25 protein-coding genes are annotated in these 24,835 nt (G+C 57.9%); 16 read left to right on the forward strand and 9 right to left on the reverse strand.

The genetic code is table 11. The features are described from left to right. Positions 1–24 precede the first annotated feature (24 nt). Positions 25–450 (forward strand): acid resistance repetitive basic protein Asr, encoded by a 426-nt coding sequence (gene asr / locus IYV58_RS14875; protein WP_004135622.1) that lies wholly within the window; start codon positions 25–27, stop codon positions 448–450. Positions 451–468: 18 nt separating this feature from the next. Next, entirely contained in the window at positions 469–603 is a 135-nt protein-coding gene (locus IYV58_RS28490) for a small membrane protein YdgU (protein ID WP_255256974.1), read from the forward strand. Here IYV58_RS28490 and IYV58_RS14880 read toward each other — a convergent pair. Then, a complete protein-coding gene (locus tag IYV58_RS14880; RefSeq protein WP_004119690.1) occupies positions 600–1,205 on the reverse strand; it encodes a LysE family translocator in 606 nt (201 codons plus the stop codon). The two genes, IYV58_RS28490 and IYV58_RS14880, sit on opposite strands and share 4 nt — an antisense overlap. Before the next feature lie 116 nt (positions 1,206–1,321). On the opposite strand from IYV58_RS14880, the gene IYV58_RS14885 reads away from it, so the two are divergent. Both IYV58_RS14885 and IYV58_RS14890 read left to right on the forward strand, forming a co-directional pair. Then, positions 1,322–2,245, forward strand: a complete 924-nt coding sequence (locus IYV58_RS14885; RefSeq protein ID WP_195729701.1) for a LysR substrate-binding domain-containing protein — start codon at positions 1,322–1,324, stop codon at positions 2,243–2,245. Between the two features lie 577 nt (positions 2,246–2,822). Next, positions 2,823–3,635: a trypsin-like serine peptidase gene (locus tag IYV58_RS14890; RefSeq protein ID WP_004119687.1), complete on the forward strand. Its 813-nt coding sequence runs from the start codon at positions 2,823–2,825 to the stop codon at positions 3,633–3,635. 4 nt (positions 3,636–3,639) lie between these two features. Here IYV58_RS14890 and IYV58_RS14895 read toward each other — a convergent pair whose 3' ends face one another. The 3 genes from IYV58_RS14895 to mdtJ form a co-directional block, all read right to left on the reverse strand. Further along, the gene (locus tag IYV58_RS14895; RefSeq protein ID WP_139528774.1) at positions 3,640–5,796 is read right to left on the reverse strand and encodes a putative bifunctional diguanylate cyclase/phosphodiesterase; all 2,157 of its coding nucleotides are present in this window, start codon (positions 5,794–5,796) and stop codon (positions 3,640–3,642) included. 105 nt (positions 5,797–5,901) lie between these two features. Continuing rightward, positions 5,902–6,231, reverse strand: coding sequence for a multidrug/spermidine efflux SMR transporter subunit MdtI (gene mdtI / locus IYV58_RS14900; RefSeq protein ID WP_004119685.1), 330 nt, complete (start codon positions 6,229–6,231; stop codon positions 5,902–5,904). Further along, positions 6,218–6,580, reverse strand: a complete 363-nt coding sequence (gene mdtJ, locus IYV58_RS14905) for a multidrug/spermidine efflux SMR transporter subunit MdtJ (protein ID WP_004119684.1) — start codon at positions 6,578–6,580, stop codon at positions 6,218–6,220. The genes mdtI and mdtJ overlap by 14 nt, the downstream gene beginning before the upstream one ends. Positions 6,581–7,104: 524 nt before the next feature. Here mdtJ and IYV58_RS14910 point away from each other — a divergent pair. The 9 genes from IYV58_RS14910 to mdcH all read left to right on the forward strand — a co-directional run bounded on the left by IYV58_RS14910 (position 7,105) and on the right by mdcH (position 15,509). After that, a complete protein-coding gene (locus IYV58_RS14910) occupies positions 7,105–8,139 on the forward strand; it encodes an AI-2E family transporter (protein ID WP_004119683.1) in 1,035 nt (344 codons plus the stop codon). Positions 8,140–8,456: 317 nt separating this feature from the next. Further along, on the forward strand, positions 8,457–10,112 hold the full coding sequence (gene mdcA / locus IYV58_RS14915) for a malonate decarboxylase subunit alpha (RefSeq protein ID WP_142470053.1): 1,656 nt from the start codon (positions 8,457–8,459) through the stop codon (positions 10,110–10,112). Next, positions 10,112–10,954: a triphosphoribosyl-dephospho-CoA synthase gene (locus IYV58_RS14920; RefSeq protein ID WP_087828181.1), complete on the forward strand. Its 843-nt coding sequence runs from the start codon at positions 10,112–10,114 to the stop codon at positions 10,952–10,954. Before mdcA ends, IYV58_RS14920 begins: the two co-directional genes overlap by 1 nt. Positions 10,955–10,971: 17 nt before the next feature. Further along, on the forward strand, positions 10,972–11,271 hold the full coding sequence (gene mdcC, locus IYV58_RS14925; protein WP_004119678.1) for a malonate decarboxylase acyl carrier protein: 300 nt from the start codon (positions 10,972–10,974) through the stop codon (positions 11,269–11,271). Continuing rightward, positions 11,264–12,097, forward strand: a complete 834-nt coding sequence (locus IYV58_RS14930; protein ID WP_004119677.1) for a biotin-independent malonate decarboxylase subunit beta — start codon at positions 11,264–11,266, stop codon at positions 12,095–12,097. The genes mdcC and IYV58_RS14930 overlap by 8 nt, the downstream gene beginning before the upstream one ends. Beyond that, positions 12,097–12,897 carry a biotin-independent malonate decarboxylase subunit gamma gene (mdcE, locus tag IYV58_RS14935; RefSeq protein ID WP_004119676.1) on the forward strand — a complete coding sequence of 267 codons (801 nt, stop codon included), beginning with the start codon at positions 12,097–12,099 and terminating at the stop codon, positions 12,895–12,897. The genes IYV58_RS14930 and mdcE overlap by 1 nt, the downstream gene beginning before the upstream one ends. A gap of 130 nt (positions 12,898–13,027) precedes the next feature. Further along, positions 13,028–13,987 (forward strand): AEC family transporter, encoded by a 960-nt coding sequence (locus tag IYV58_RS14940; RefSeq protein WP_004119674.1) that lies wholly within the window; start codon positions 13,028–13,030, stop codon positions 13,985–13,987. A gap of 2 nt (positions 13,988–13,989) precedes the next feature. After that, the gene (locus IYV58_RS14945) at positions 13,990–14,610 is read left to right on the forward strand and encodes a malonate decarboxylase holo-ACP synthase (protein ID WP_170100516.1); all 621 of its coding nucleotides are present in this window, start codon (positions 13,990–13,992) and stop codon (positions 14,608–14,610) included. After that, positions 14,607–15,509, forward strand: a complete 903-nt coding sequence (gene mdcH, locus IYV58_RS14950) for a malonate decarboxylase subunit epsilon (protein WP_195729107.1) — start codon at positions 14,607–14,609, stop codon at positions 15,507–15,509. The genes IYV58_RS14945 and mdcH overlap by 4 nt, the downstream gene beginning before the upstream one ends. On the opposite strand, the gene IYV58_RS14955 is transcribed toward mdcH, so the two are convergent. The 4 genes from IYV58_RS14955 to IYV58_RS14970 form a co-directional block, all read right to left on the reverse strand. Next, positions 15,499–16,425 (reverse strand): LysR family transcriptional regulator, encoded by a 927-nt coding sequence (locus IYV58_RS14955; protein WP_004119671.1) that lies wholly within the window; start codon positions 16,423–16,425, stop codon positions 15,499–15,501. The genes mdcH and IYV58_RS14955 overlap by 11 nt on opposite strands. 215 nt (positions 16,426–16,640) lie before the next feature. Continuing rightward, positions 16,641–18,251 (reverse strand): malate dehydrogenase (quinone), encoded by a 1,611-nt coding sequence (gene mqo, locus IYV58_RS14960; protein WP_232391418.1) that lies wholly within the window; start codon positions 18,249–18,251, stop codon positions 16,641–16,643. Between the two features lie 331 nt (positions 18,252–18,582). After that, a complete protein-coding gene (locus IYV58_RS14965) occupies positions 18,583–19,488 on the reverse strand; it encodes an N-acetylmuramic acid 6-phosphate etherase (RefSeq protein WP_112164881.1) in 906 nt (301 codons plus the stop codon). Positions 19,489–19,710: 222 nt separating this feature from the next. Then, positions 19,711–20,451, reverse strand: a complete 741-nt coding sequence (locus IYV58_RS14970; RefSeq protein WP_004119667.1) for an SDR family oxidoreductase — start codon at positions 20,449–20,451, stop codon at positions 19,711–19,713. A 107-nt stretch (positions 20,452–20,558) separates the two neighbouring features. On the opposite strand from IYV58_RS14970, the gene IYV58_RS14975 reads away from it, so the two are divergent. The 3 genes from IYV58_RS14975 (at position 20,559) to dcuR (ending at position 23,897) form a co-directional block, all read left to right on the forward strand. Next, a complete protein-coding gene (locus IYV58_RS14975) occupies positions 20,559–21,455 on the forward strand; it encodes a LysR family transcriptional regulator (protein ID WP_142468136.1) in 897 nt (298 codons plus the stop codon). 106 nt (positions 21,456–21,561) lie between these two features. Beyond that, positions 21,562–23,181 (forward strand): sensor histidine kinase, encoded by a 1,620-nt coding sequence (locus tag IYV58_RS14980; RefSeq protein ID WP_123829295.1) that lies wholly within the window; start codon positions 21,562–21,564, stop codon positions 23,179–23,181. Next, positions 23,178–23,897: a two-component system response regulator DcuR gene (gene dcuR / locus IYV58_RS14985; RefSeq protein ID WP_004119659.1), complete on the forward strand. Its 720-nt coding sequence runs from the start codon at positions 23,178–23,180 to the stop codon at positions 23,895–23,897. The genes IYV58_RS14980 and dcuR overlap by 4 nt, the downstream gene beginning before the upstream one ends. Here dcuR and IYV58_RS14990 read toward each other — a convergent pair. Then, positions 23,878–24,828 carry an FAD:protein FMN transferase gene (locus IYV58_RS14990; protein WP_004119657.1) on the reverse strand — a complete coding sequence of 317 codons (951 nt, stop codon included), beginning with the start codon at positions 24,826–24,828 and terminating at the stop codon, positions 23,878–23,880. The genes dcuR and IYV58_RS14990 overlap by 20 nt on opposite strands. Positions 24,829–24,835: the final 7 nt, after the last annotated feature.

Here is a 24,835-nt window from a genome sequence, read left to right on the forward strand (position 1 = left end):
AGAAACCTTTTCGAGGATATCAGAATGAAAAAAGTATTAGCTCTGGTCGTTGCCGCTGCTATGGGTCTGTCTTCTGTTGCTTTCGCTGCCGATGCTGCCACCACCACAACTCCGGCGCCGGCTGCTGCAACTCACAGCACCACCGCTAAAGCGACCCACCATAAGAAACACCATACCGCCGCTGCCAAACCGGCTGCTGAGCAGAAAGCGCAGGCGGCTAAAAAGCACAAAAAAGCCGCAGCTAAACCGGCTGTGACTCAGAAAGCCCAGGCCGCTAAAAAGCACAAAAAAGCGGAAGCTAAACCGGCCGCAGCTCAGAAAGCCCAGGCCGCTAAGAAACACAAAAAAGCCGCTGCTAAACCAGTAGCTCAGAAAGCGCAGGCAGCTAAAAAACACCACAAAACCACTAAACATCATACCGCTAAACCAGCTGCACAACCGGCTGCTTAATCTCCCGGGTTAAGTTGTGTGATACGATATCGGCGCTGTCTTCAGCGCCGTTTTTTTCTGGAGAGCACCATGCTGCGGCGCTATCGTTTTGAGCTCATCCTGATCCTGCTGATTATCTGCGCGCTGGTCGCCAGCCGTTTTTTCCTTTACTAAAGATGTAGCTGCCACACGTTATATCCCAACCCATAGCTCGCCAGAAGCAGCAGAAAAAGCGCCGAGACCGTCGTCAAACGTTTGGCGCAACGCGCCGTTAACCAACGACGAACCGCCAGAATGTAAAGCGAAAGCACGCTCAGGTCGATCAGCACCCACACCGCCGTCAATACCCCCAGACTGCAGCCGAAACTGTCGGTGATATGAATAAACTGCGGAAAAAAAGCGGCAAAAAAGAGAATATCTTTGGGATTGCTTAATGCGGTCGCGAATCCAGCCATCACCCCGCTACGCTTTTTGGCTACCTGCTGCGTAACGGCATCTTCACGCAGCATTGCCAGCGCCAGCCAAATAATATACAGCGACCCGATCATCGCCAGCAGCGTTAGCGCCCGGGGTTCGACCGCTAGCGCACCGGTCAGCATCGCGGCAGCAGCGGCGAGCAGCAGCAGCGACGCCAGATTGCCGCCAATCATCGTCCGCACCGCGCTGGCATAGCCTTCACGCGCCGCCGCGCCTGTTACTAACAACACCACCGGTCCCGGCGTAGCAACCAGCGCCAGAACCGCCAGGGAGTAGGCCATCAGCAAGGAAAGATTCATCAGCTAAGCTCACTATTCAAAATGAAAAGCCTATATTCTTCTTTGATTTCAAAGTTGAAAAACGACTAATAGTGAGCTTGAATGTGAGTTTTACTCAATATAGAACTTCATCAACGATGACCATGCCGCCGCTCTACGCCCTGCGCGCTTTTGAAACCGCCGCTCGCCTTGGATCATTTAGCAAGGCCGCCGCCGCCCTGAACGTGACGCCAGGTGCCGTCAGTCGTCACGTCAGCACCCTGGAGTCATGGTTTGAATGCCGCCTTTTCCTTCGCCATGGGCCAAAAGTCACCCTGACCGACTCCGGAACTCAGCTGGCGAAAGCGCTGGAGGAGAGTTTTTTGTCGATTGAACGGGCCTGCCGGGCACTGCGCCGTCAGGCCGGCAAACTTCGTCTTAAGGCGCCGTCAACGCTCACGATGCGCTGGCTACTGGACGTCCTGCAACTGTTTCGCCAGCAGCACCAGCGCCCGGAAGTAGAAATGAGCAGCCTGTGGATGGACCGCGACAGCGTCGATTTTACCCAAGAGCCGTTCGACTGCGCGATACTGTTAGGGGACGGAAATTTTGGTGAAGAGAATAACCGCAGCCTGCTGTTTGCCGAATGGCTAATCCCGCTTTGCGCGCCGGGTATGGTAGCGCAGGCCAGACAAAATTTGGCGGCCTGTACGCTGATTCATCCCTCAACCGATCGTCGGGACTGGCGGCGCTGGCTGCAGCATGATGAGCGGCCCGCGCCAAATATTGCTCAGGGCATCGTCTTTGATACCCTTGAGCAAGGCACGATGGCGGCGATGAGCGGCCACGGCGTGAGCATTGGCGATCTATTGCTTAATCTACCCGCGATCCGCGCGGGACTGCTGGCCTTGCCTTTCTCTACCGCGATAACCACCGGCGAAGGCTACTATTTTGTCTGGCCGAAAAATACGCTCAGCCCGCAGCCGATCGCCCTATTTCAGCGTTTTTTAAACCAGCATATTCCCGGCCCGCTCCCCGCAGACGTTATCCGCCAGGGCGCGGCCCCGGATTACAGTACGTGAACCGCCGTCACCAGCAGATAGCCCGTGGCGCCCCAGATCATTGCTGATACCAGCGAAACGTAAACTAATGCACGAATACCTTGTTTAGACATAAATCCTCCCGTATATCGGGTGTTTGATATTGCAGATATCATCGCCGGGATAACATCTCTGTTTGCTCAACAAGGTGGTAGCAATAGCAACGTTTACGGTGAGAAAATGTTTCGCTTTGAAAGTAATTGATAAACAGGTAAAGAAGTCCGCTTATCCTGCAAAGAAATCTCTTTTTTCCCGCAATATTGGCGCTGTTTAGTCATTAGGGACTTGAGAAAAAGCTGAAGTGGGGATCATTTTATCGCTCCCCGCCGGTTGTACGTTCGGATACACGATTTCTGTTGCTTCCGCGGCCCTTTTCTGCGGAAATAGCGCCGCAGGAAAATGGTGTTAACGTATTGAATTTACGCCATTCATCCGCGAGCGACCGGCGATTTTCGCTGATTTCGCCTGCCGTCTGGCTTAATTAAAATTATTCTTAACTTTCATAAACTTAAATCTGCTGCTACTTTCAATAGACATAATTATCTCCCCAGAGAGTGATATGCGTAGAGACGTCCTGTTATTACTGTGTTCCATTTACCTGTTTCCAGCGCTGGCCCAGGCCGATGATGAAGGCATGAGTGCAAAAGATATTAAGACGCTATTTTTTGGTCATGACGACCGAAAACCGGTCAGCAATCCCACGGACGAACCCTGGGATGCGATTGGGCAACTGGAGACCGCCAGCGGTAATCTCTGTACCGCGACGCTTATCGCCCCCAACCTGGCGCTCACCGCCGGTCACTGCCTGCTGACGCCGCCCAAAGGCAAGCCGGATAAACCCGTCGCGCTGCGCTTTATTTCGCGCAAAGGCGGCTGGGTTTACGAAATTCACGGTATTGAAGGCCGCGTGGACCCTTCGCTGGGCAAACGGCTTAAGGCCGACGGCGATGGCTGGATAGTTCCCAGCGCCGCAGCGCCGTGGGATTTTGGCCTGATCCTCCTGCGCTATGCCCCTTCCGGTATAACGCCGGTACCGATTTTTAGCGGCAGCAAAGCCGATCTGACCGCCGCACTGAAGACGGCAGAACGAAAAGTGACTCAGTCAGGCTATCCGGAAGATCATCTGGATAATCTCTACACCCACGAAGATTGCGTGGTCACCGGCTGGGCGCAAACATCGGTGCTCTCCCATCAATGCGATACGCTACCCGGCGATAGCGGCTCGCCGCTGCTGCTGAAAACCGACGACGGCTGGCAGGTGATCGCGGTACAGAGCTCGGCGCCGGGGGCAAAAGATCGCTGGCGGGCGGACAACCGCGCCATCTCGGTGACCGGTTTTCGCGATAAGCTTGAGGCGCTGGCCGCCCAGTAAGCGGTCAACCTTGCTGCTGACGCAGCTGCAATAACGATGCGACGGGCATCGGTTCGCTGAAGAAGAAACCTTGCAATCTGTCGCATCCCGCCCGTCGCAGCAGCGCCAGCTGTTGCTGATTTTCAACGCCTTCCGCCACAACCGTAATGCCCAACGCCCCGGCAATGCGTACGGTACCGCGCACCAGCTCCGCCGCCTGGGTATCCACATCCACCCGCCCGGCCAGTGATTTATCAATTTTGAGACTGTCGAAGCTGAAGCTGCGTAAATAGCCGATACTGGAGTAGCCGGTGCCAAAATCATCGAGCGCCACCGAGATCCCCAGCGACCTTAAATTTTCAATCGCCGCCCGCGCACGCTCGGGATTCTCAAGAACGTAGCTCTCCGTAACCTCTAGCTGCAACCGACGGGCCGGGAAATTGCAGCTGCCCAGCACCTGCACCACCCGCGACTCAAACTCCGGGTCGCGGAACTGCGCCGGAGAGATATTCACCGACAGCAGCAAATCGTCTAAAGGCTGCAGCTCGCTACAGGCGCGTTGCAGAACAAACTGACCAAGCGCGTAGATCAAACCGCTACTTTCGGCAATACCGATAAACGTGTCCGGCGGCAGCGCTCCTTGCGGACGTCGCGGCCAGCGCAACAGCGCTTCCACGCCCTCCATAACCAGCGTATCGGCGTTGACGATCGGCTGGTACCAGACATCAAACTCTTCGTTCTCCAGCCCCTGGCGGATGCCATTTTCGATATTCAGCTGATACTGCCGCGCGTCGCTGAGCGCTTCGTCGTACCAGGTTGTGCGCCCTTTACCGGTTTTTTTCGAGTGGTACATGGCAATATCGGCGCGGCGAAAAAGCTCCGTGCTGGAACAGCTTGCCGGGACACCGCTGGCGATACCGATGCTGGCGCTGATATAAATTTTTCGTTCGTTGAGGATAACGGGGGCTTTTAACAGTTCCAGCACCGCCCAGGCAAAGGCCAACGCCTGATTTACCGCCTGTTCGCCGCTTACGGTCATCGCAAACTCATCGCCGCCCATTCGCGCCAGCATCCCTTCGGGAGGCACGCGCTGCCGAAGCTCTTTAGCAATATGAATAATCAGCGCATCGCCAACATCATGGCCGTAGTTGTCGTTAACATCCTTAAAACCGTCGAGATCGATAAACACCACGCTTTGCGTCTGGTGCTGCGCGTTTTCGCATACCTGATTAAGACGTTCGATCAGCGCCCGCCGGTTTGGTAAACGGCTCAGCCAGTCGGTCATGGCAATATTGCGCGCCAGCTTTTCGCCGCGCGCCAGCTTGTAAAGCCCGAGGCAGCTGAAGAGAATAAACAGCAGGATCAGCCCCGCCGCCACGACGGCGATCAGCCGAATATTGTTTGATGCCGCCCGCGAAGCTTCCGCGCCGGGAAGCCCCGGCTGCCAGCTCAGATAGCCAACGATTTCCCCGGACTGGGTGCGGAGCGGGATACTGTATTCGCCGCTACCTGGCGTGACGTGGAGGTTGCGGATCTGAAACGTATCGCCCAGACGCTCAAGCATTTGCGGATTAATATGACGGGTGATCACCAGATAGCGACGCGTATCATCATATACCTGAAGCCGCCCTGTCGTCGGGCGAATCAGGCCAATGCCAATAAAGGCAATACCGGCGCGGGTTCGGGTGATGCCGGCATAAGCGCTTTTGCCGCTGCGCAGGGCGGCGGCATGCTGCGAGATGAGCGAACGAAAACCGTTGCCGAGAAATTGAGTATCCTGCTCGGTAAAGCTCTCACTGCGAAACGATCCCCACAGCACCCGATAGTGCTGGTCGAGCACGAAAGTGCCGTCATAAAGGTTATTGATCTTAAAGCCGGAACCCCAGGAGTTATAGAGCCATTGCGGATCGAGCCGGTCGGTATAAGTCTGATGCACCGCATCGTCCCAGATAGCGTTATCCATCACCAGCGACAGCACGCGGTTCACCGAGGTTTGCACCGCGCCATCCACCGATAGCACGGAACGATGCTTATCAATTTCGTTTGCTTTCAGGCCGATCAGGTGCTGGCTGAGGTAGAGGAGCGAAATAATGGACACGATTAAGCCGATCCCGGCGAGGACAATCATGATGGTAAGCGTTCTGGCGGAGGGAATATTGCGCCAGCCTGGCAAATGAATCATGTTCTGCCCTCATATCGGCCGGTAGCGAAATACGCCGAACTGGCTCTTTTTTAAGAGTAATACAGAGAGCAGAATTTGCCGCCCGCATCCACAGGCGGCATCATATCAGGCGAGTTTAATTAACACCATGCCGACCACCAGCAGGAGCAGGCCAGCCCAGCCTTTATGATTCAGGCGCTGGCCAAACAGCACCCAGCCGGCGGCAATGGTCGCCGCGATACCGAAACCGCCCCACAGCGCATAGGCCACCGACAGGTCAATCCCTTTGACCGCCTGCGAAAGCGCGCTAAAGGCGCCAAGAACCGCCGCCAGCGACATAAGGCCATAGAACTTACGTCGAAAACCGTCGGAAAACTTCAGAAAAACGTTGGCCATAATTTCCAGCGCGATAGCCAGCGCCAGCCAGGCGGCATGGACCCACTCAAACTGTTGCATGAGTTTTCTCCTTGCCCGATTTCACCGCTTTCTGCGTTCCCGATTTGATCAATACAATCCCGGCGACCAGGGTAACCAGACCGGCGATTTTTATCGTCGACAGCGTTTCATCAAACAGCAGAACGCTGAAAATCGTGATCAGTAAAATGCCGATCCCTTCCCATAGGGCATAGGCCACGCCGAGGGCGATTTTTTTCACGGCGAAAGCCAGGAAAATATAGGAAAGCGCAATCATCACCAGCATTAAAATAAAACCAGTATGGCCGCCGCTTACGCTTGCCCATTTCATCGACAAAGTGCCGGTAATTTCAGCAACGATAGCTAAAGCTAATAATATCCAATAAAACATGATCCCTTCTCCTGCTTGAGAATATAATCCATTAGGGCTTACAGCGAAGTAAACCGGAAAAATTCTGACGTTAGTTTAGCCGTGCGCAGCGCGCCAGCTCAGGCAGAGAGAAGAAGACTAAAGCGCCGAGCGCCAGTGCTGCTCGCCGAGGAAGCGGGAGTTAGAGTGGGAGACTGCAGGGTGAAGCGAAATATACATCCTGAACTGATTGTCCATAAAATTACAATTATCCGCGGTATTGCTTCTCATCATTTGCGGATGAAAATTGTCCTCTGTAGTTATACACACGCAGATTTGTACCATAACGCCACATTTAACTCAAAGTCTTTGCAGTTCTTTACCTCGGCTATTTGATTTGGATTAGTTTTTTCCGATAGCAAACGCCATTATGATATCGTTCCAGCCATTATTTATTAATGGGTCGTTTTTTTCATTTTAACTGAGGCGACGCGTTGAGACGCCGACTTTGCCAACGTCTACAATGACTCATATTAGACCCCATTTTTTCTCTCGCAGGGAGCGGTATGGCCAAACCCATCATCACGCTTAACGGCTTAAAAATAGTCATCATGCTCGGCATGCTGGTTATCATCCTTACAGGCATCCGCTTCGCGGCGGATATTATCGTGCCTTTTGTGCTGGCTATCTTTCTGGCGGTGGTGATTAACCCGCTGGTTCAACTGATGGTGCGCTGCCGGGTGCCGCGGGTGCTGGCGATTTCGCTCCTGGTCGGCGTGATTGTCCTGCTGGCCGTGGTGCTGCTGGCCTCGCTCGGCACCTCGCTTAACGAGCTTGCGCGCACCCTGCCGCAGTATCGCAACTATCTCTATGAACCGATGCAGACCGTCGCGCCGTGGCTACAGCGCTTCGGCTTTACCGTGTCGGTGGTGGAACTGAATAAATATATAGACCCCAACGCGGTGATGACCCTGGTAACCGGGCTGCTTACCCAGCTTTCCAACGCGATGTCCTCTATCTTCCTGTTGCTGCTGACGGTGGTGTTTATGCTGCTGGAAGTGCCGCAGCTTCCCGCGAAGCTGCAGCAGCTGATGTCGCGGCCAGTGGAGGGAATGGGCGCGATTCAGCGCGCGCTGGATAGCGTCTCTCACTATCTGGTGCTTAAAACCGCCATTAGCCTGGTAACCGGGCTGGTGGTCTGGGGAATGCTGGTGCTGCTGGACGTCCGCTTTGCCTTTATGTGGGGACTGCTGGCTTTTGCGCTCAACTACATTCCCAATATCGGTTCGGTTCTCGCGGCTATCCCGCCGATCCTGCAGGTACTGGTATTTGGCGGTCTGTACGAAGCGCTGGTGGTCCTGGCGGGCTATCTGGTGATTAACCTGGTGTTCGGCAATATTCTTGAACCGCGCATTATGGGCCGCGGGCTTGGGCTATCGACGCTGGTGGTCTTCCTGTCATTGATATTCTGGGGCTGGCTGCTGGGCCCGGTGGGGATGCTCCTCTCGGTACCATTGACGATTATTGTCAAAATCGCTCTCGAACAGACGGTGGCCGGGCAGAGTATTGCTTTCCTGCTGAGTGATTTAAGTAAAAACTAACTACATTGATCGCGGCTCCCCGGGCAGATGCTGGCGCATCTGTCCGGGCTACCGGCGCGTAGACGACCCTTAACCTGTAGCCGGCTAAACGCAGTGCGAGCCGGGAAGCCGCGCCAATGCCTCAACCCGGTACGTCCCCCACTCGTAGACCAATCATTCGCAGCCATTATTGATCGACATCACATCTCTGCCCCGCCATTCATTACTCTTACGCTAACGATTCGCCATCGGCCTTAATTGATACCCACCACCTCGGGACGCACACTTACACCCACACCAGGACAATCAAAACGATTTGTCGAATCAGGAGGTTAATAATGAATGCCGAACAAACGACGGGGAGAGTCTGGAACCGTCGCCGTACGGAAAAACAGCGGCGACTGGCCGAGGCGAAGATCTCCGGCAAAGTGATCCCCACTGACCAGCTGGTTGCCGTACTGGAACATCTGCTGGCCCCCGGCGACCGGGTGGTACTGGAAGGCAATAACCAGAAACAGGCAGATTTCCTTTCGCGGATGCTGGCGGAGGTTAACCCGCAAAAAATTCACGACCTGCATATGATTATGCCGAGCGTCGGGCGCAGCGAGCACCTGGATCTTTTCGAAAAAGGCATCGCCCGCAAGCTCGATTTCTCTTTTTCCGGTACCCAAAGCCTGCGTATTTCGCAGCTGCTGGAAGATGGCCTGCTGGAAATCGGCGCGATTCACACCTATATCGAACTTTACTCCCGCCTGTACGTGGATCTGTCGCCGAACGTGGCGCTGATCGCCGGTTATAAAGCTGACCGCAAGGGCAACCTCTACACCGGGCCAAGCACCGAAGACACTCCGGCGCTGGTGGAAGCCGCCGCGTTCCACGACGGCATCGTCATTGCGCAGGTCAACGAACTGGTTGATGACGAGTGCGATCTGCCGCGCGTGGACATCCCCGGTTCGTGGATTGACTATATCGTTGTCGCCGATAAACCATTTTTTATCGAGCCGCTGTTTACCCGCGACCCGCGTCTGATTAAGCAGGAGCATATCCTGATGGCGATGATGGCGATTAAAGGCATCTACGCCGAGCATCAGGTGCAATCCCTGAACCACGGGATCGGCTTTAACACCGCCGCTATCGAACTGCTGCTGCCGACCTACGGCGAACGGCTCGGCCTGAAGGGCAAAATCTGTAAACACTGGACGCTGAACCCTCACCCGACCCTTATTCCGGCCATTGAAAGCGGTTGGGTCGAGAGCGTGCACTGCTTCGGTGGCGAGTTGGGAATGGAAGAGTACATTCGCGCACGCCCGGATATCTTCTTTACCGGCGCCGACGGCTCCATGCGTTCCAACCGCGCGTTTTGCCAGCTGGCGGGACAGTATGCGGTGGATATGTTTATCGGCTCGACCCTCCAGGTTGACGGCTACGCCAACTCCTCGACGGTAACCCGCGGCCGCCTCTCCGGCTTCGGCGGCGCGCCGAATATGGGCCACGACCCGCACGGCCGCCGTCACGCCACCCCGGCATGGCTCAACATGATTACCGAACCGGACCCGATGCAGCGCGGTAAAAAGCTGGTTGTGCAGATGGTGGAAACCTTCCAGGCGGGCGTGAAGCCAACCTTCGTGGAAAAACTCGACGCCGTTGAAGTGGCCAAAACCTCCGGGATGCCGCTGGCGCCGGTAATGATTTACGGCGATGACGTCACCCACGTGCTGACCGAGGAAGGCATTGCCTATCTCTATCGGGCGGAAAGCCTTGAAGAACGCCGGGCAATGGTCGCAGCGGTAGCGGGGATCACCGACATCGGCCTCGGCGTGGACGCCAAACGCGTGGCCGAACTGCGCCAAAGCGGCAAAGTCGTCTATCCGGAAGATATCGGTATCCGCCGCAGCGACGCCACCCGTTCCCTGCTCGCCGCCGGCAGCGTAGCCGACCTGGTTGAGTGGTCCGACGGGCTTTACAACCCGCCGGCAAAATTCCGGAGCTGGTAATGAAAAAACTCTCTTCCCAAATTGCCGAAACCCGCGCCCGCTGGCTGGCCCAAACTGCCAGCATCTGCCTGATTGACGAAGCAAGACTCAGCCCCAAACCGGGTCTGGTCGACAGTCGCGGCAACGGCGCGCATCAGGACCTGAACCTGGCGCTGATGGAGCGCTCCGCCCGTAGCCTGCAGCCAACGTTTCATGCGCTGGCACAGCAGAGCTGGCGGCGACCGGCTGATATCGCCCTGCGCGAAACCGTCGGCCGTCTGGGACGCGAAGGCGAAGCGCAGATGATGCAGGCGACCTCGGGAGTCAATACCCACCGCGGCGCTATCTGGGCGCTGGGCCTGCTGGTGAGCGCGACGGCGATGCTCGGGGGAGAGGGGCATGCACAAAGAATTACGGAAACCGCCGCCGCCCTCGCCCGTCTGCCGGACGCCGGCGCGCCAAAGACCTTCAGTAAAGGCCTGCGCGCCAGCCGCCGCTGGCAGGTTCCGGGCGCGCGGGAAGAAGCGCAGCGCGCTTTCCCGCATATCACCACCCTGGCGCTGCCGCAGCTATTGCGCAGCCGGACCGAAGGGGCCAGCGAGGAGCAGGCCCGTCTCGACGCGCTGATGGCGATTATGACCTCGCTTAGCGATACCTGCGTGCTCTCCCGCGCGGGGATGGCGGGTCTTGAGGCAATGCGGCAAGGCGCAGGCGAGGTGCTGGCCGTCGGAGGATGTGCAACGGTCCTGGGGCGAGCCGCGCTGGCGCGTCTTGATGCGCAGATGCTGGCGCAGAACGCCTCGCCAGGTGGCGCGGCGGACCTTCTTGCCGCCACCCTGTTTCTCGACCGGGTTTCCGCTTAACGCATTCAGAGGATGTTATGGAACAGATTAAATTGTCATTCCCTGCCAACCGCGCCCTCAGCGGCAAAGCGCTGGCAGGCGTAGTTGGCTCCGGCGATATGGAAGTGCTCTACACCGCCGGGCAGAGCAATACGCTCAATGTGGAGATCACCACCTCCGTGGACAACAGCCTGGCGCGCTGGAACGCGCTGTTCGAACGGCTGAGCCTGATTAACGGTCTCCCCGGTGGAGAGCTGGTCATCCACGACTTTGGCGCCACCCCCGGCGTCGCGCGGATCCGCATTGAACAGGTATTTGAGGAGGTGGCTCATGCGTAACGATCGCAGCTTTATTGAACTCCGCGCCCGCGAACGCGCCCGTCTCCTGCTGGATGACGGCAGCTATCGTGAACTGCTGGACCCGTTCGAAGGCATCATGTCGCCGTGGCTGGGCGCACAGGGCATCGTCCCGCAGTCCGACGACGGTATGGTGGTCGCGAAAGGTACCATTAACGGCCAGCCCGCGGTGGTTATCGCTATTGAAGGCACCTTCCAGGGCGGCAGCATGGGCGAAGTCTCCGGCGCGAAAATGGCTGCCGCCCTTGAGCTGGCGGCGGAAGATAACCGCAACGGTATTCCTACCCAGGCGGTGCTGTGCCTGGAAACCGGCGGCGTGCGCCTGCAGGAGGCCAACCTGGGGCTTGCCGCCATCGCTGATATTCATGCCGCGATTGTCGATCTGCGCCGCTATACCCCGGTGGTCGGTATTGTCGCCGGAACCGTTGGCTGCTTCGGCGGGATGTCCATCGCCGCGGCGCTGTGCAGCTACCTGATTGTCACCCGTGAAGCGCGTCTGGGGCTCAACGGACCGCAGGTTATCGAACAGGAAGCGGGGATTGAAGAGTACGACTCCCGCGACCGTCCGTTTATCTGGAGCATGACCGGCGGCGAAATTCGCTACGCCAGCGGTCTGGTGGATGCCCTGGTCGGCGACGGCGTTAACGCGGTGAAAGCCGCAATGAACGAGGCGATAGCCAAAGGCGTTCCCGCCCGGCATCGCAGCGACAAATATGAGGATTTCCTGACCCGTTTGACCCGCTTCGATACCCGCCAGCAGGCGGATACCGCGCAGATCAAACAGCTATTCGCCCGGGAGGAGAAATAATGAGCCAGTTCACAAATCGCGCCGCGCTGTGGCTAAACCAGCTGGCGCCGAACGCCCCGCTAATGACCGGTCTGTGCCCCTCGGTGCAGGTTGCCGACGCCGATTGTAACGGTGAAACCGCCCGTTTTATCGCCGTGGTGCCGGATGCCAATAACCATTACCCGCGCGCCGCCAACGGCGAAGTCGGCCTGCTTGAAGGCTGGACGCTGGCGAAAGTGGTCAACGAAACTATCGACGCCGATGCGGATAAAACGGTGAAGCGCCCGATTATTGCGGTCATTGATGTCCCCAGCCAGGCCTACGGCCGTCGTGAAGAAGCCTTTGGTATTCATCAGGCTTTGGCCGGCGCGGCGGGCGCGTATGCGAAGGCGCGTCTTGCCGGGCATCCGGTGATTGGCCTGATTGTCGGCAAAGCGATGTCCGGGGCGTTTCTGGCCCACGGTTACCAGGCCAATCGCCTGATCGCCTTTAATGACGCCGGCGTACTGGTGCACGCCATGGGCAAAGAATCCGCCGCGCGTATCACGCTACGTAGCGTTGAGGCGCTGGAGAAACTGGCGGCCACCATCCCGCCGATGGCTTATGACGTCAGCAACTACGCGACGCTTGGCCTGCTCTCCGCCCTGCTGGATATCAGCAATCCTGACGCACCGGACACCCGCGATCTGACGCTGGTCACCGATACCCTGCGCGACGCCATCGCTGACGCCCGTCGGGATGCCTCACTGAAGTGCCGCCTTGGCGCAGAGAACCGCCGTAGTTCCCAACGAGTGCGCGATCGCATGCGCGCCAGCTGGTAGTCCAGTCCCTAAGTAGAAGAAAACCTGCCGGAAGCGGCCGCCTGAGGCACCGATAGCGTGCCTCAGGAAGAGACCGCTTTTAGAAATTATAACAATCGCGCCAGTACTCTATTTTATTAACAGGTGATTTATGACTTATGTGATTATTCATGCCCTCGCGCCGATTTTTGTCATCATGCTGCTGGGCTTCTGGGCCGGTAAGGCCAAAATGGTCGATAACAAAAACGTCTCGTTACTCAACATTTTCGTAATGGATTTCGCCTTGCCCGCGACGCTGTTTAGCGCCACGGTGCAAACCCCCTGGAACGGTATCGTCGCGCAATCGCCGCTGGTACTGGTGCTCACCGGGGCGATGTGGATTACCTATGCGGCCATTTACTTCCTCGCCACCCGCGTCTTTAAGCGCTCGCCGCAGGATGCCGCCGTGCTCACCCTGACCGTAGCGCTGCCGAACTACGCCGCCCTTGGTCTCCCGATTCTGGGCAGCGTGCTCGGCGAAGGCGCGTCAACCTCACTCTCCGTCGCCGTTTCCATCGCCTGCGGCTCGGTACTGATGACGCCGTTCTGCCTGCTGATTCTGGAGCGTGAAAAAGCGCTCGCCGCCGGAGAGAACAGCGGTTCAACGCTGGCGATGCTGCCGGTACTGATGTGGCGTTCGGTCAAAAAACCGATTGTCTGGGGTCCGCTACTGGGGGTTGTGCTCTCGGCGATCGGTATCAAAATGCCGGATCTGCTGCTGGCCTCTATCAAACCGCTGGGCCTGGCGGCGACCGCCGCGGCGCTGTTCCTCACCGGGGTGATTCTGTCAGCGCGCAAGCTGCAGCTCAATACGCTGATTGCCACCTCTACCGTTGTTAAACTGCTGGTGCAGCCGTTTATCGCCTGGGGTCTGGTGATGCTGCTGGGGCTGCACGGTTCTATCGCCATTACCGCGATTCTGATGATTGCCCTCGCGGCCGGTTTCTTCGGCGTGGTCTTCGGCAACCGCTTTGGCGTGCAGTCGCCGGATGCGGAAGCGGTGCTGCTGTTAAGCTCGGTTCTGTGTATCCTGTCGCTGCCGCTGTTTATCACTTTAACGTCAGGGATCTAACGATGTCATCAACGCCGCGTCCTCACGATTTAATCTGGTTGAATAATACCGCAGCGCTGGAGGCGATTGAGGAGCCCTGGGTCGCACAACACTGGCGTATTAGTCTGCCGGTGGTGGTACGACGCGACGTTGATGCCGCCGCCCGCGTTCCGGTGGGCGTACGGGGCGTGAAGCGCGAACAGCGGGCCGCGGGCTGGGTACGGAGAGAAAATATCGTCCGTATCGTCAGCCCGGAAGCCCTCGCCGATCGCCAACGGCTTCTGCGCTCGCCGTTTGTCTCTCAGCCGCCGCTTCAGGCGGCGATATCACTGACCTTGCACCCCTGGTCGTGGCGCTGGGGCATTACCGGCGGTACCGGCTACGCGCTGGCCACCGAAATTCCCGTGCTGCACGCGGCCAGCGATCTCGATCTGCTGATCCGCGCGCCGCTGCCGCTTCCCCGCGAGGCGCTGCTCGCCTGGCAGTCCCGCGTCGCGCAGCTGCCGTGCCGGGCGGATACCCAGGTCGAAACGCCCGCCGGGGCATTTGCGCTAAACGAGTGGCTGCGCGATGGTCGCGTCCTGCTGAAAACGTCCCGCGGCGCGCGCCTGACCGCGGCACCCTGGAACAGGGAGGAAGCATGAAAATTCTCTTTACCTTTCCCGGTCAGGGAAACCAGCGGCCGGATATGCTGGCCGGCCTTCCCGACCGCCAGAATATTCTCGCCGAAGCGCGGACCGTGCTCGGCGAAGAAATAGACCATTTAGATAGCGCCGCAGCGTTAAAACACACGCGTGCGGTTCAGCTGTGCCTGCTGATCGCAGGCGTCGCCTGGGCGCGAGAACTGCGGCGTCATGGAGTGAATCCGGACATGGTTAGCGGCCTGTCGATTGGGGCTTTCCCGGCGGCGGTGATTGCCGATGCGCTGGCGTTTAGCGACGCTCTGCGGCTGGTGGCACTACGCGGCGATTTAATGGAGCAGGCTTATCCCCACGGCTACGGGCTCACCGCCATTATGGGCCTGACGCTCGACCGCGTGGAACAGCTGATTGACGACAGCGACCTCTATATCGCCAACCTTAACGCTGAAACGCAGATTGTGATTGCCGGACGCGACGATGAGATGGCGCGCGTGGCCGGGCTGGCGCTGGCGGCTGGCGCCAGTAAAGCGCAGCGGCTGACGGTCAGTGTCCCTTCGCACTGCGCGCTGTTGGATAAACCGGCGGCGGAGCTGGCAAAAGCATTCGCTGAAGTCACCCTCAGAAGACCGCGCTGCGCGTATCTGAGCGGCTCCACGGCGCGTGTGTTATGGGACCCGTTGCGAATAGCCGACGATCTGGCGCTGAATATGGCGCGAACCGTTCGCTGGCAGGAGGCGATGATTGCCGCTGATGAACGGGAGGCGCGGCTGGCGTTCGAGATGCCGCCCGGCGGCGTGCTGACCTGCCTCACCCGCCAGGCGGGCTGGCAGGGAGAGTGCATTTCGCTGGAGCGCAGCGGTATCGACGTCGCCCGTCACCTGGCGAACCGGCTTAACGGCTGAGGCTACGGGCGTACATCCGCCCTTCAGCAGCCAGCGCCAGCAGGTCGGCGTCGCGCTCGCGATGGTGCGAGTAGACAATGGAGATCAGCTGGCGCATCTGATACGGCTCCGCCAGCTTCAACAGCTGGACGTCGTTTTCATAAACCTTTTTCATGCGGCCCGGCAGCAGGGCAAAACCTACGCCCGCCTGCACCAGGCTAATCATCGAAAAGATATCATTGACCCGGGTGACGATTTCAGGCTCAAATCCGGCCACCTGAAAAGCGTCCTGAAATCCGGCATAGGTAGCGAAGCCTTCCGCCAGCGAAACGAACTTACGCCCGGCGTAATCGCGCAGTTCGGCGGGGGCGGTGGTATCGAGCTGCTCCGTCGCCGGAGCGGCGAGAAAGATATCATCCTCAAACAGCGGGACCACATCAAAAGCCGAATTATTGAATTCACCTTCATTGGTGGCGATCAGGATCGCATCGAGCGCGTCATCTTCGAGCATATCCAGCAGCATCTGATTGGAGCCCATGGTGAGATCCAGCTCCAGTTCCGGACGACGCAGCTTCATGCCCATAATAATGCGCGGCACGGTTTCCAGGGTCAGCGAGTACAGCGTACCGATACGCAGCCGCCCCTGCCCGACGCCGGCTACTTTGCGCGTCGCCTCCAGTCCGCGGGTCATCAGGCTCATCACGTCCTGGCAGTACTCCAGCAGCGTCCACGCCGCCGGCAGCGGCAACAAATTGCGCCCTTTATGAATAAACAGCGGGCAGCCAACGCCCTCTTCCAGGGTATGCAGCGCCCGGTGAACGCTGACGCCGCTCAGCTGCATAGCTTCAGCGGTTCTGGCGATATTGCCCTTAGCCATAAACATCATAAATACCGACAGCTTGCGGAAGGTGATGTCCTGATTAATGTCGTCTTTCATTGCCCTGCGCTCCGCATTTCTGTCTTCATCCGCATTTTCTTTCGTAATTTCAAGACAGTATAACCGCAATTAACCAATGAAGGATTAGCCGGAAGGGGGATATCAGCGCGAGGAGAGAGATAATGACAATGTATCGTTTTCGCCGGGACGGCGAAGAGAGGCTCGTAGGCCCGGTGAGGCATCAGCCGCCACCGGGCAATGTCAACGGCGCGGGCTTACAGCGCCATATCGTGCTGCGGTGAAGTCTCCGCCTTCGGCTCCGCCGGTTTGGCGGTCATCACCGGCGCGGTGGCGTTCATCTCAATCACCGGCGGTTTGGTCAATTGTAGCGTAGCCGCAGTGTCATCCCAAACCTGCTGGGTCAGCGCGACGTTGCCGTTCAGCTTCTGGCCGTAGCTCGGTACGATATCGTGAATACGGCGCTGCCATTCCGCCGAATTAAACTGCTCAGGGAACATCTGCTTAATTACGTTCAGGGTAATCGGCGCGGCGGTAGAAGCCCCCGGCGAAGCGCCCAGCAGCGCGGAGATGGTTTTCTGCTCGTCGACCACCACTTCGGTGCCCAGCTTCAGCACGCCGCCCTTCTCTGCGTCTTTTTTGATGATCTGTACGCGCTGACCGGCCTGAATCAGCTTCCAGTCCTCTTTACGCGCGCCTGGGTAATACTCTTTCAGCGCCGCAAAACGATCGTCGTCGCTCAGCATCACCTGGCTAATGAGATATTTCACCAGATCGAAGTTGTCCAGACCCACGTGGGTCATCGGCAGCACGTTATCAGTGGTGGTGGTGCTCAGCAGATCGAGGAACGAACCGTTTTTCAGGAATTTTGTCGAGAAGGTGGCGAATGGCCCAAACAGCACCACGCGCTTGCCGTCGAGGAAACGGGCATCAAGGTGCGGGACCGACATCGGCGGCGCGCCCACCGAGGCCTGACCGTAAACTTTCTGCTGGTGCGCTTTGGTCACCGCCGGGTTTTCAGTCATCAGGAAGGAGCCGCCTACCGGGAAACCGGCGTAATTATCCGCTTCCGGAATACCGGTTTTTTGCAGTAATTTCAGCGCGCCGCCGCCGGCGCCGATAAATACGTATTTCGCATCGATCGCCTGCTCCTCGCCGCTATTCACATTTTTAATCGTTACGTGCCAGGAATTATCGGCGTTGCGTTTAAAATCGGTAACTTCTGAAGACGTTTGCAGCGTGAAGTTGTTATTTTTCTTCAGGCTACCGATCAGCTGGCGAGTTATTTCCCCATAGTTAACGTCGGTACCCACCGGAGTCCAGGTCGCCGCAACGCGCTGCTGCGGATCGCGCCCTTCCATCACCAGCGGCGCCCACTCTTTTATTTGCGCGTGGTCGGTAGAGAATTTCATCCCCTGGAATAACGTAGTCTGCTGCAGCGCGGCGTAGCGTTTTTGCAGATAATCGACGTTATCTCCCCAGACGAAACTCATGTGCGGGGTGGAGTTAATAAAGGAGTGCGGATCGTGCAAAATGCCGCGTTTAACCTGCGCCGTCCAGAACTGGCGGGAGATCATAAACTGTTCGTTAATATCCAGCGCTTTGCTGACGTCGATGGTGCCGTCCGGGCGTTCCGGCGTATAGTTCAGTTCCATATTCGCCGAGTGTCCGGTACCGGCGTTGTTCCAGCCGTTAGAGGACTCCAGCGCGACGCCATCCAGCTTCTCAACCATGACCTGCTTCCAGTCCGGCTGGAGTTCATGCAGCCAGGTCCCCAGCGACGCGCTCATAATGCCGCCGCCAATCAGCAGGAAATCGGTTTTTTTCGAGGTATCGTCATTTGCGAAAGTCGCCGTACTGACGAACATCGCTAATGCGGTCATAGATATAATCGTATTTTTAATTGCAGGCATAATAGAAATATCACATAGCACAAGTGTAATAAGAGCGGGCATATTAACGCACTTTTACTTTATTTTAAAATATCATTTACACTTTCGCACACATAGCTAATTACTATTTACCTGGTTTTTTAACTTAAAAAAGTAAAAATAACGCCAGCATGGAGAATAGGGAAAGCAATAGTGATTTACCCGTGCAGGAATAAAAAAATAAAAGGATAAAAGGTGGGGAATAACGCCAGCGCTGTAGACGAATTAAATTTATCACCCGGCGCGAATACGCGCCGGGTACGTTCATTCAGGCTACCGTATGGGCCGCGCGCAGCGCAATCCGCAGATGGTCGTTGTGCTCTGCCAGCAGCTCGCGCGCCTGCCAGGCATCCAGCCCGCTGAGTAACATGAATATCGCCGTCCGGCAGTGCTGATTGCAGCTGGCCAGCGCGGCTTTGGCCTCGCTGCGCGAACACGCCGTCGCCGCCATCACGATGGCTATCTGCCGCTCGGCCTCGTGCGGGGTGCTGGCCTGCAGATCGACCCGCAGGTTTTGATATACCCTTCCCGCGCGAATCGCCAGCCCGGTGGTCAGCATGTTAAGGATCTGCCGCTGCGCGATTTGCGCTTTCGGATTACCAAAGCCCGCCACCGCCTCCGGTCCGGTTTGCGGGGCGATGATGATATCCGCCAGCTGCGCGGCTTCGCTCGTGGCCTGCTGCGTCACAACCGCAATCGGCGCGCCCAGCGACCAGGCATGGCGCATCGCTCCCCAGACCCACGGCGTTTTACCGCTGACCGTCAGCGCCAGCAGCATATCCTGGTTGCTGAACTGCAGCGCCTGAAGTTCAAAAGCCCCAAGGTCGTAGTTATTCGCCGCGGCGTCCTGCTCCTGCCGCGTGGCGGTCGGCCCGCCGGCGCTAAGCCCGACCAGCGAGTGTTTTCCTTCCGGGGTAAATTCACTCACCGCCTGCACGGCGGCATGGCCCGATGCCCCGGCCCCCACAATTATCAGCCGCCCTCCCCGACTAAGCGTCGCCGTCGCGTTATCAATCAGGCGCGCGATAGCCGGCAGACAGACCTCAATGGCATCGGCAATCTGCTTATCATCCTTGTGCAGCAGCGTCAGCATATCGAGGGTAGCAAGACTATCAATATGGGTGGTTTCAGGGTGGCGTCGTTCCATCATTGAAGCGGTTGGCTTACTGCTCATAAAAACCTCCATTTAAATGCGAAAGAACCTTCCGGGACGAAAGCGCAGGCCTGAGGCAAACCCTTTCATTGACCATGGCTATTAATGGCAGTGTAAAGCTTAAGCGACGCGCGTTACCGCCACCGGAGTCACAGTTTTCGCTCCCCTGAAGCCATTCAGCTGCCGATTGGTCGTTATCCAACCACAGGCGCGACGAGGTTAAGCTAAGACGTCAAGGGTGAATTAGCGCAGGGTCAGCCCGCCATCAACGGCGTACTGGCCTCCGCTGACGAATGACGCCGCATCGGAAAGCAGAAACAGCGCCACTTCAGCCGCTTCAGCCGCCGTCCCCTGACGGTGAAGCGCCAGGCGGCTGACAACCGAGGCTTCAAACTCCCGGCGCACCTCATCGCGCATAAAATGACGAAAATCGGTATCGATCGGACCGGGAACCAGGGCGTTAACGCGAATATTTTTTTCGCCTAACGCCGATGCCCAGCAGCGGGTTAATGAAATCAGCGCCCCTTTTGTCGCCGAATAGAGGCTCGCCGCCGCGGCCCCCTCATAAGCGGAGGTGGATGCCGTCACCACCACCGAGGCCCCTGGATTAAGCTTCCCGGCGAGCGCCGCCATCTGGAGAACCGGCCCGCGCACGTTGGTCGCCATCATTTGGTCAAAGGCCGCGGCATCAATCTGCGATAGCTCTCCAACGGCGGCATATCCGGCATTGAGCCACAGACCATCAAGCCCGCCGGAGGCGTGAATTTCCTCGGCCAGCGCCTCGCCGGTCAGGGGATCGCTGGCATCGTTGTCGATGACCCTGGCCCGATCCGAGAGCTGCCCGCGTAGCAGCGCCAGCCGTCGGGGATCGCGTCCGGTAGCAATCACCCAACCGCCTTCGCTATCGATACGCTTTGCTCCGGCAAGCCCAATCCCGCTGGTCGCACCGGTGATAAGAACTCTTTTTGCGCTAAATCTCGCCATCGTCGTTTCCCCTGTCCGTTAAATGATATTCATCAGGATGGTAACCAGCGGGAGACTGTTTGATAATATGCCTATTATCAACAAGACTGTTTGGGGAAATCGCCATAATGCGCGGAAGTGATTTTGCGGAATTAAGAGCCTTCGCGATGGTCGTTGAGCAAGGCAGTTTTACCCGGGCGGCGGCGCATCTCGGCGTCACGACCTCCACCTTAAGCGCAACCATCCGTCGTCTCGAGGAGCGCATCGGCGTACGTTTATTACACCGGACCACGCGCAGCGTCGCGCCGAGCGAGGCCGGCAAGCGCATGATGCAGCGGCTGGCCCCTGCGCTGGCGGCTCTCCAGGATGCGGTGACCGATGCCCAGACGGCCAGCGCGCCTGCGGGCCGCCTGCGTCTCAATGTTTCGCGCATCGCCGCGATTCATTATCTGGCGCCGCTGCTGGGCGGCTTTATGCAGCGCTACCCCAAAATTGAGCTGGATATCGTCACTGATGACGCTTTGGTCGATATCGTTTCGGCAGGTTTTGATGCCGGAATTCGTCTCGGTGAAAAGCTCCATCAGGATATGGTTGCCGTCAGGCTGAGCGGCGACCTCGAAATGAAAGTCGTCGCCTCGCCGCGCTACCTGGCGCAGGCGCCGCAGCTCCATAAACCGCAGGATTTGCTGCAGCATCCTTGCCTGACCTATCGTAGGCCAAGCGATGCCAGCGTGTATCGCTGGGAGTTTCAGCGCGACGGCGAAAGCTGCGAGATTGTGGTCAAAGGACCCATCATTGTCGATGAGCCGGCCATGCTGACGCCGTTAGCCCTCAAGGGCACAGGTATTGCCTATCAATTTGCCCATCAGGTCGATCCCTGGCTTGAGACAGGCCAGCTAGTTCAGCTATTGAAAGAGTGGACCCCGGCCTTCCCCGGTTTTTACGTTTACTACCCCAGCCGTAAGCAAATGGCATCGCCGCTGCGGGCATTTATCGACTATCTGCTGGCTGTCGGCGGCAGATAGCGACCGCCAGACTGGCTGTCAGGCTGATTTTGCTTTTATTACACGGCTTTATGAAAGCTGCTCGTTCAGCGATAATACTGTCTAAACGTTTTGTCCAGGGGTGGGTATGAATGAATTCGCGCAGCCGGCGTCGCCCGCGCGCAAACGCGCAATGAGTATGAAGCTGAGCACCGCCGTGACCTTAATGATCGGCAGCGTGATCGGTTCAGTACTGATTCTGGTCTATGCCCTGTGGTTTATGCAGATTAGCGGCGCCACCCGCGACGGCGTGAAAGATACGGCGCTGGCGGTGGCGCGGACGCTGGCCGACACCCCGGAAGTCAAGCGTGGCCTGACGCTGCCGCCGGAGAGCGGTATTATCCAGCCGCTGGCGCAGGCCGTCGCCAGACGCAACGGCCTGCTGTTTGCCGTCGTCACCAATATGGACGGTATTCGCTACTCGCATCCCAATAGCCAGATTATCGGCAAACCCTTCATCGGCGATGACATCCGGCCCACGCTGGCGGGCAAGGAGAACGTCGCTGTCAACCACGGCGTGCTGGCTCCGGCGCTGCGGGTATTCACCCCAGTATTTGACGATAACCGTCGGCAAATCGGCGTGGTGGCGATTGGCATTTCGCTAAGCAAAGTGGATACGCAGATCGCCGCCAGCCGCTGGGACGTGATCCTGACCGTGCTGTTCAGCGCGGTTGTATGTGCCGTCGGCACCTGGAGCCTGGTTCGCGGCCTGAAGCGTGTTTTGCTGGGCCTTGAGCCGCAGGAGATCTCGACGCAGTTCCAGCAGCGACAGGCGATGCTGCATTCTTTAAAAGAGGGCGTGGTGGCGGTGGACGCCGACGGCCAGGTGACGCTGATTAACCCCGCCGCGCGGGATATCCTGTTCAGCGGCCCCGATAGCGACATCGCGCAAACGCCGCTGCTGGCGGATTTGCAGGAGGTTCTGCAAACCGGCGAGCCGATTTACGATCGCGAGCTGGGGTGCAACGGTCTGCTGCTGATCAGCAACACGGTCCCCGTTCGCGACGGGGATGACGTGGTCGGCGCAATTAGCACTTTTCGTGACAAAACCGAAGTCAGCCAGCTGCTGCAGCGGCTCGACGGGATGGTGAACTATGTCGATGCCCTGCGCACTACATCGCATGAATTTATGAATAAGCTGCACGTGATTCTCGGCCTGTTGAACATGAAAAGCTACGACAAGCTGGAGGAGTACGTGCTGCAGACCGCCCACACCTATCAGGCGGATATCGGCGAAATCCAGCACCGAATTAAATCACCGGTGGTGGCCGGCTTTTTGATCGGCAAAATTCAGCGCGCTAAAGAGCGGGGGTTTACCCTCACCCTCGCCGAAGAGAGCCTGGTACCCGACTGCCCGAATGAAAAACAGATTACCGTGTTGGTTACGGTGCTGGGCAATTTAATCGAGAATGCGCTGGATGCCATGAGCGGCCAGGCCGAAGGCGAAGTCGGCCTGCTGCTGCACTATCAGAACGGCTGGTTAAGCGGCGAAGTCAGCGATGATGGTCCCGGTATCCCGGAAGCGTTTATCGATGATATTTTTAATAAGGGCTTCTCGACTAAAGGCGAAAACCGCGGCGTCGGGCTGTTTCTCGCCAGCCAGCAGCTTCGCGAACTTGGCGGGTCGCTGGCCGTGGAATCCGAACCCGGCGTGTTTACCCAATTTTTCGTTCATCTCCCGTGGGACAGTAAAAGGAAAAGTGCGTGATAAATGTATTAATTGTTGACGATGATGCCATGGTTGCCGAACTGAATCGCCTGTACGTGGGGCGAGTCAGCGGCTTCCGCTGCAGCGGCACCGCGTCGACGCTGAGTAAAGCCAGGGAGATGGTTAACGACAAGGATCTGGAGATCGATCTGGTGCTGCTGGATGTCTACATGCAGCAGGATAGCGGCCTCGATCTGCTGCCCGCCATACGCGCGTCCGGGCGGGCTATCGACGTGATAATGATTACCTCTGCCGCCGACGCCGCGACGGTTCAGGCCTCGATGCGCTACGGCGTGGTGGACTATCTGATCAAACCCTTCCAGTTTCCACGGTTTGAAGAGGCGCTCACCGCCTGGCGCGAAAAGCGTAAGCTGATGACCGGTCAACCCTATTATGAACAAGCGGACGTCGACCGGTTGCTCCACGGCGGCGTGCCGGAAGCCGCCGATTCGCGCAAGTTACCAAAAGGCCTGACGCCGCAGACGCTGCGTACCCTCTGTCAGTGGATTGATGCCCATCCGGATGTGGAGTTCTCCACCGACGAGCTGGCGGCGGCGGTAAATATATCTCGGGTTTCGTGCCGTAAGTACCTGATTTGGCTGGCACAAATTAACATTCTTTATACCAGCATTCACTATGGCGCCACCGGACGCCCGGTGTACCGCTACCATTTGATAGCCGAGCAGTACGGCCTGCTTAAGCAGTACAGCCAGTAAGCCGGTAGCCATTATCCAACAGTTGGAAGCGGAAACGGCGCTGTGAAGAGAGGATAACGTCGCGGTTTTTGGTGACGAAAATCGCTTCGATATCCTCGCGCTGGCGCAGCGCCGCGCAGCCCTTCTCTACGCCGAGGCCGTAAATCAGGGTGGTCCAGATATCGCCGTCCAGCGAGTCGGCGGAAATAATGGTTACGCTTTCCAGCTCGTTATCCAGCGGATAGCCGCTGCGCGGGTCGAGAATATGGTGCCAGCGTTTGCCATCCTGCTCGAAATAGCGTTCGTAAATGCCCGAGGTCACCACCGACTGCCCCGCCACCGCAATGCTGCCAATCAGCGCATCCGCCGCTGAGTAAGGTTTTTTCAACCCGATAGACCATTCGCCCAGCGTGTGGACATTGCCGCCGAGATTAATCAGCGCGGCGTTTATGCCTTGCTGCTGCAAATAGTCGCGCACCCGGTCAGCGATATAGCCTTTCGCGATGGCCCCAAGGTCAATCTCCATTCCCGCGCGGGCAAGATAGACGCTGCCGACGGCGTCATCGAGGATCACATCCTGCGGACGCGTTAACGTCAGGCGAGCGGCAATGTCCTGCGCAGCGGGCACGCTCTGGCCTTGAAAACCGATGCGCCACAGCTTCACCAGCGGACCGATCGCCAGGTTAAACGCGCTGTCGCGCACCATGCTGGCGGCTTTGGCGCATTTAATGAGCGCGTAAACCGGACGGCTTACCGTCACCGGATGCCGCCCGGCGGCCTGGTTGATATCCATCACCTGGGAGTACGCGCGGTTCACGGTGAAGAGATCTTCATAGCCCTTAATCAGTTGAAAAACACGTGAGGCGAGCGGTTCATCGTGAACGTAGAGTTTGAGGAGAATGGGCGAACCCATCAGCACGGCGGAGTAGCTGTAGACGCGGTTGTCGGACATATCGCCC

Source organism: Klebsiella sp. BDA134-6 (assembly GCF_015601345.1).
Lineage (GTDB): Bacteria > Pseudomonadota > Gammaproteobacteria > Enterobacterales > Enterobacteriaceae > Klebsiella > Klebsiella grimontii.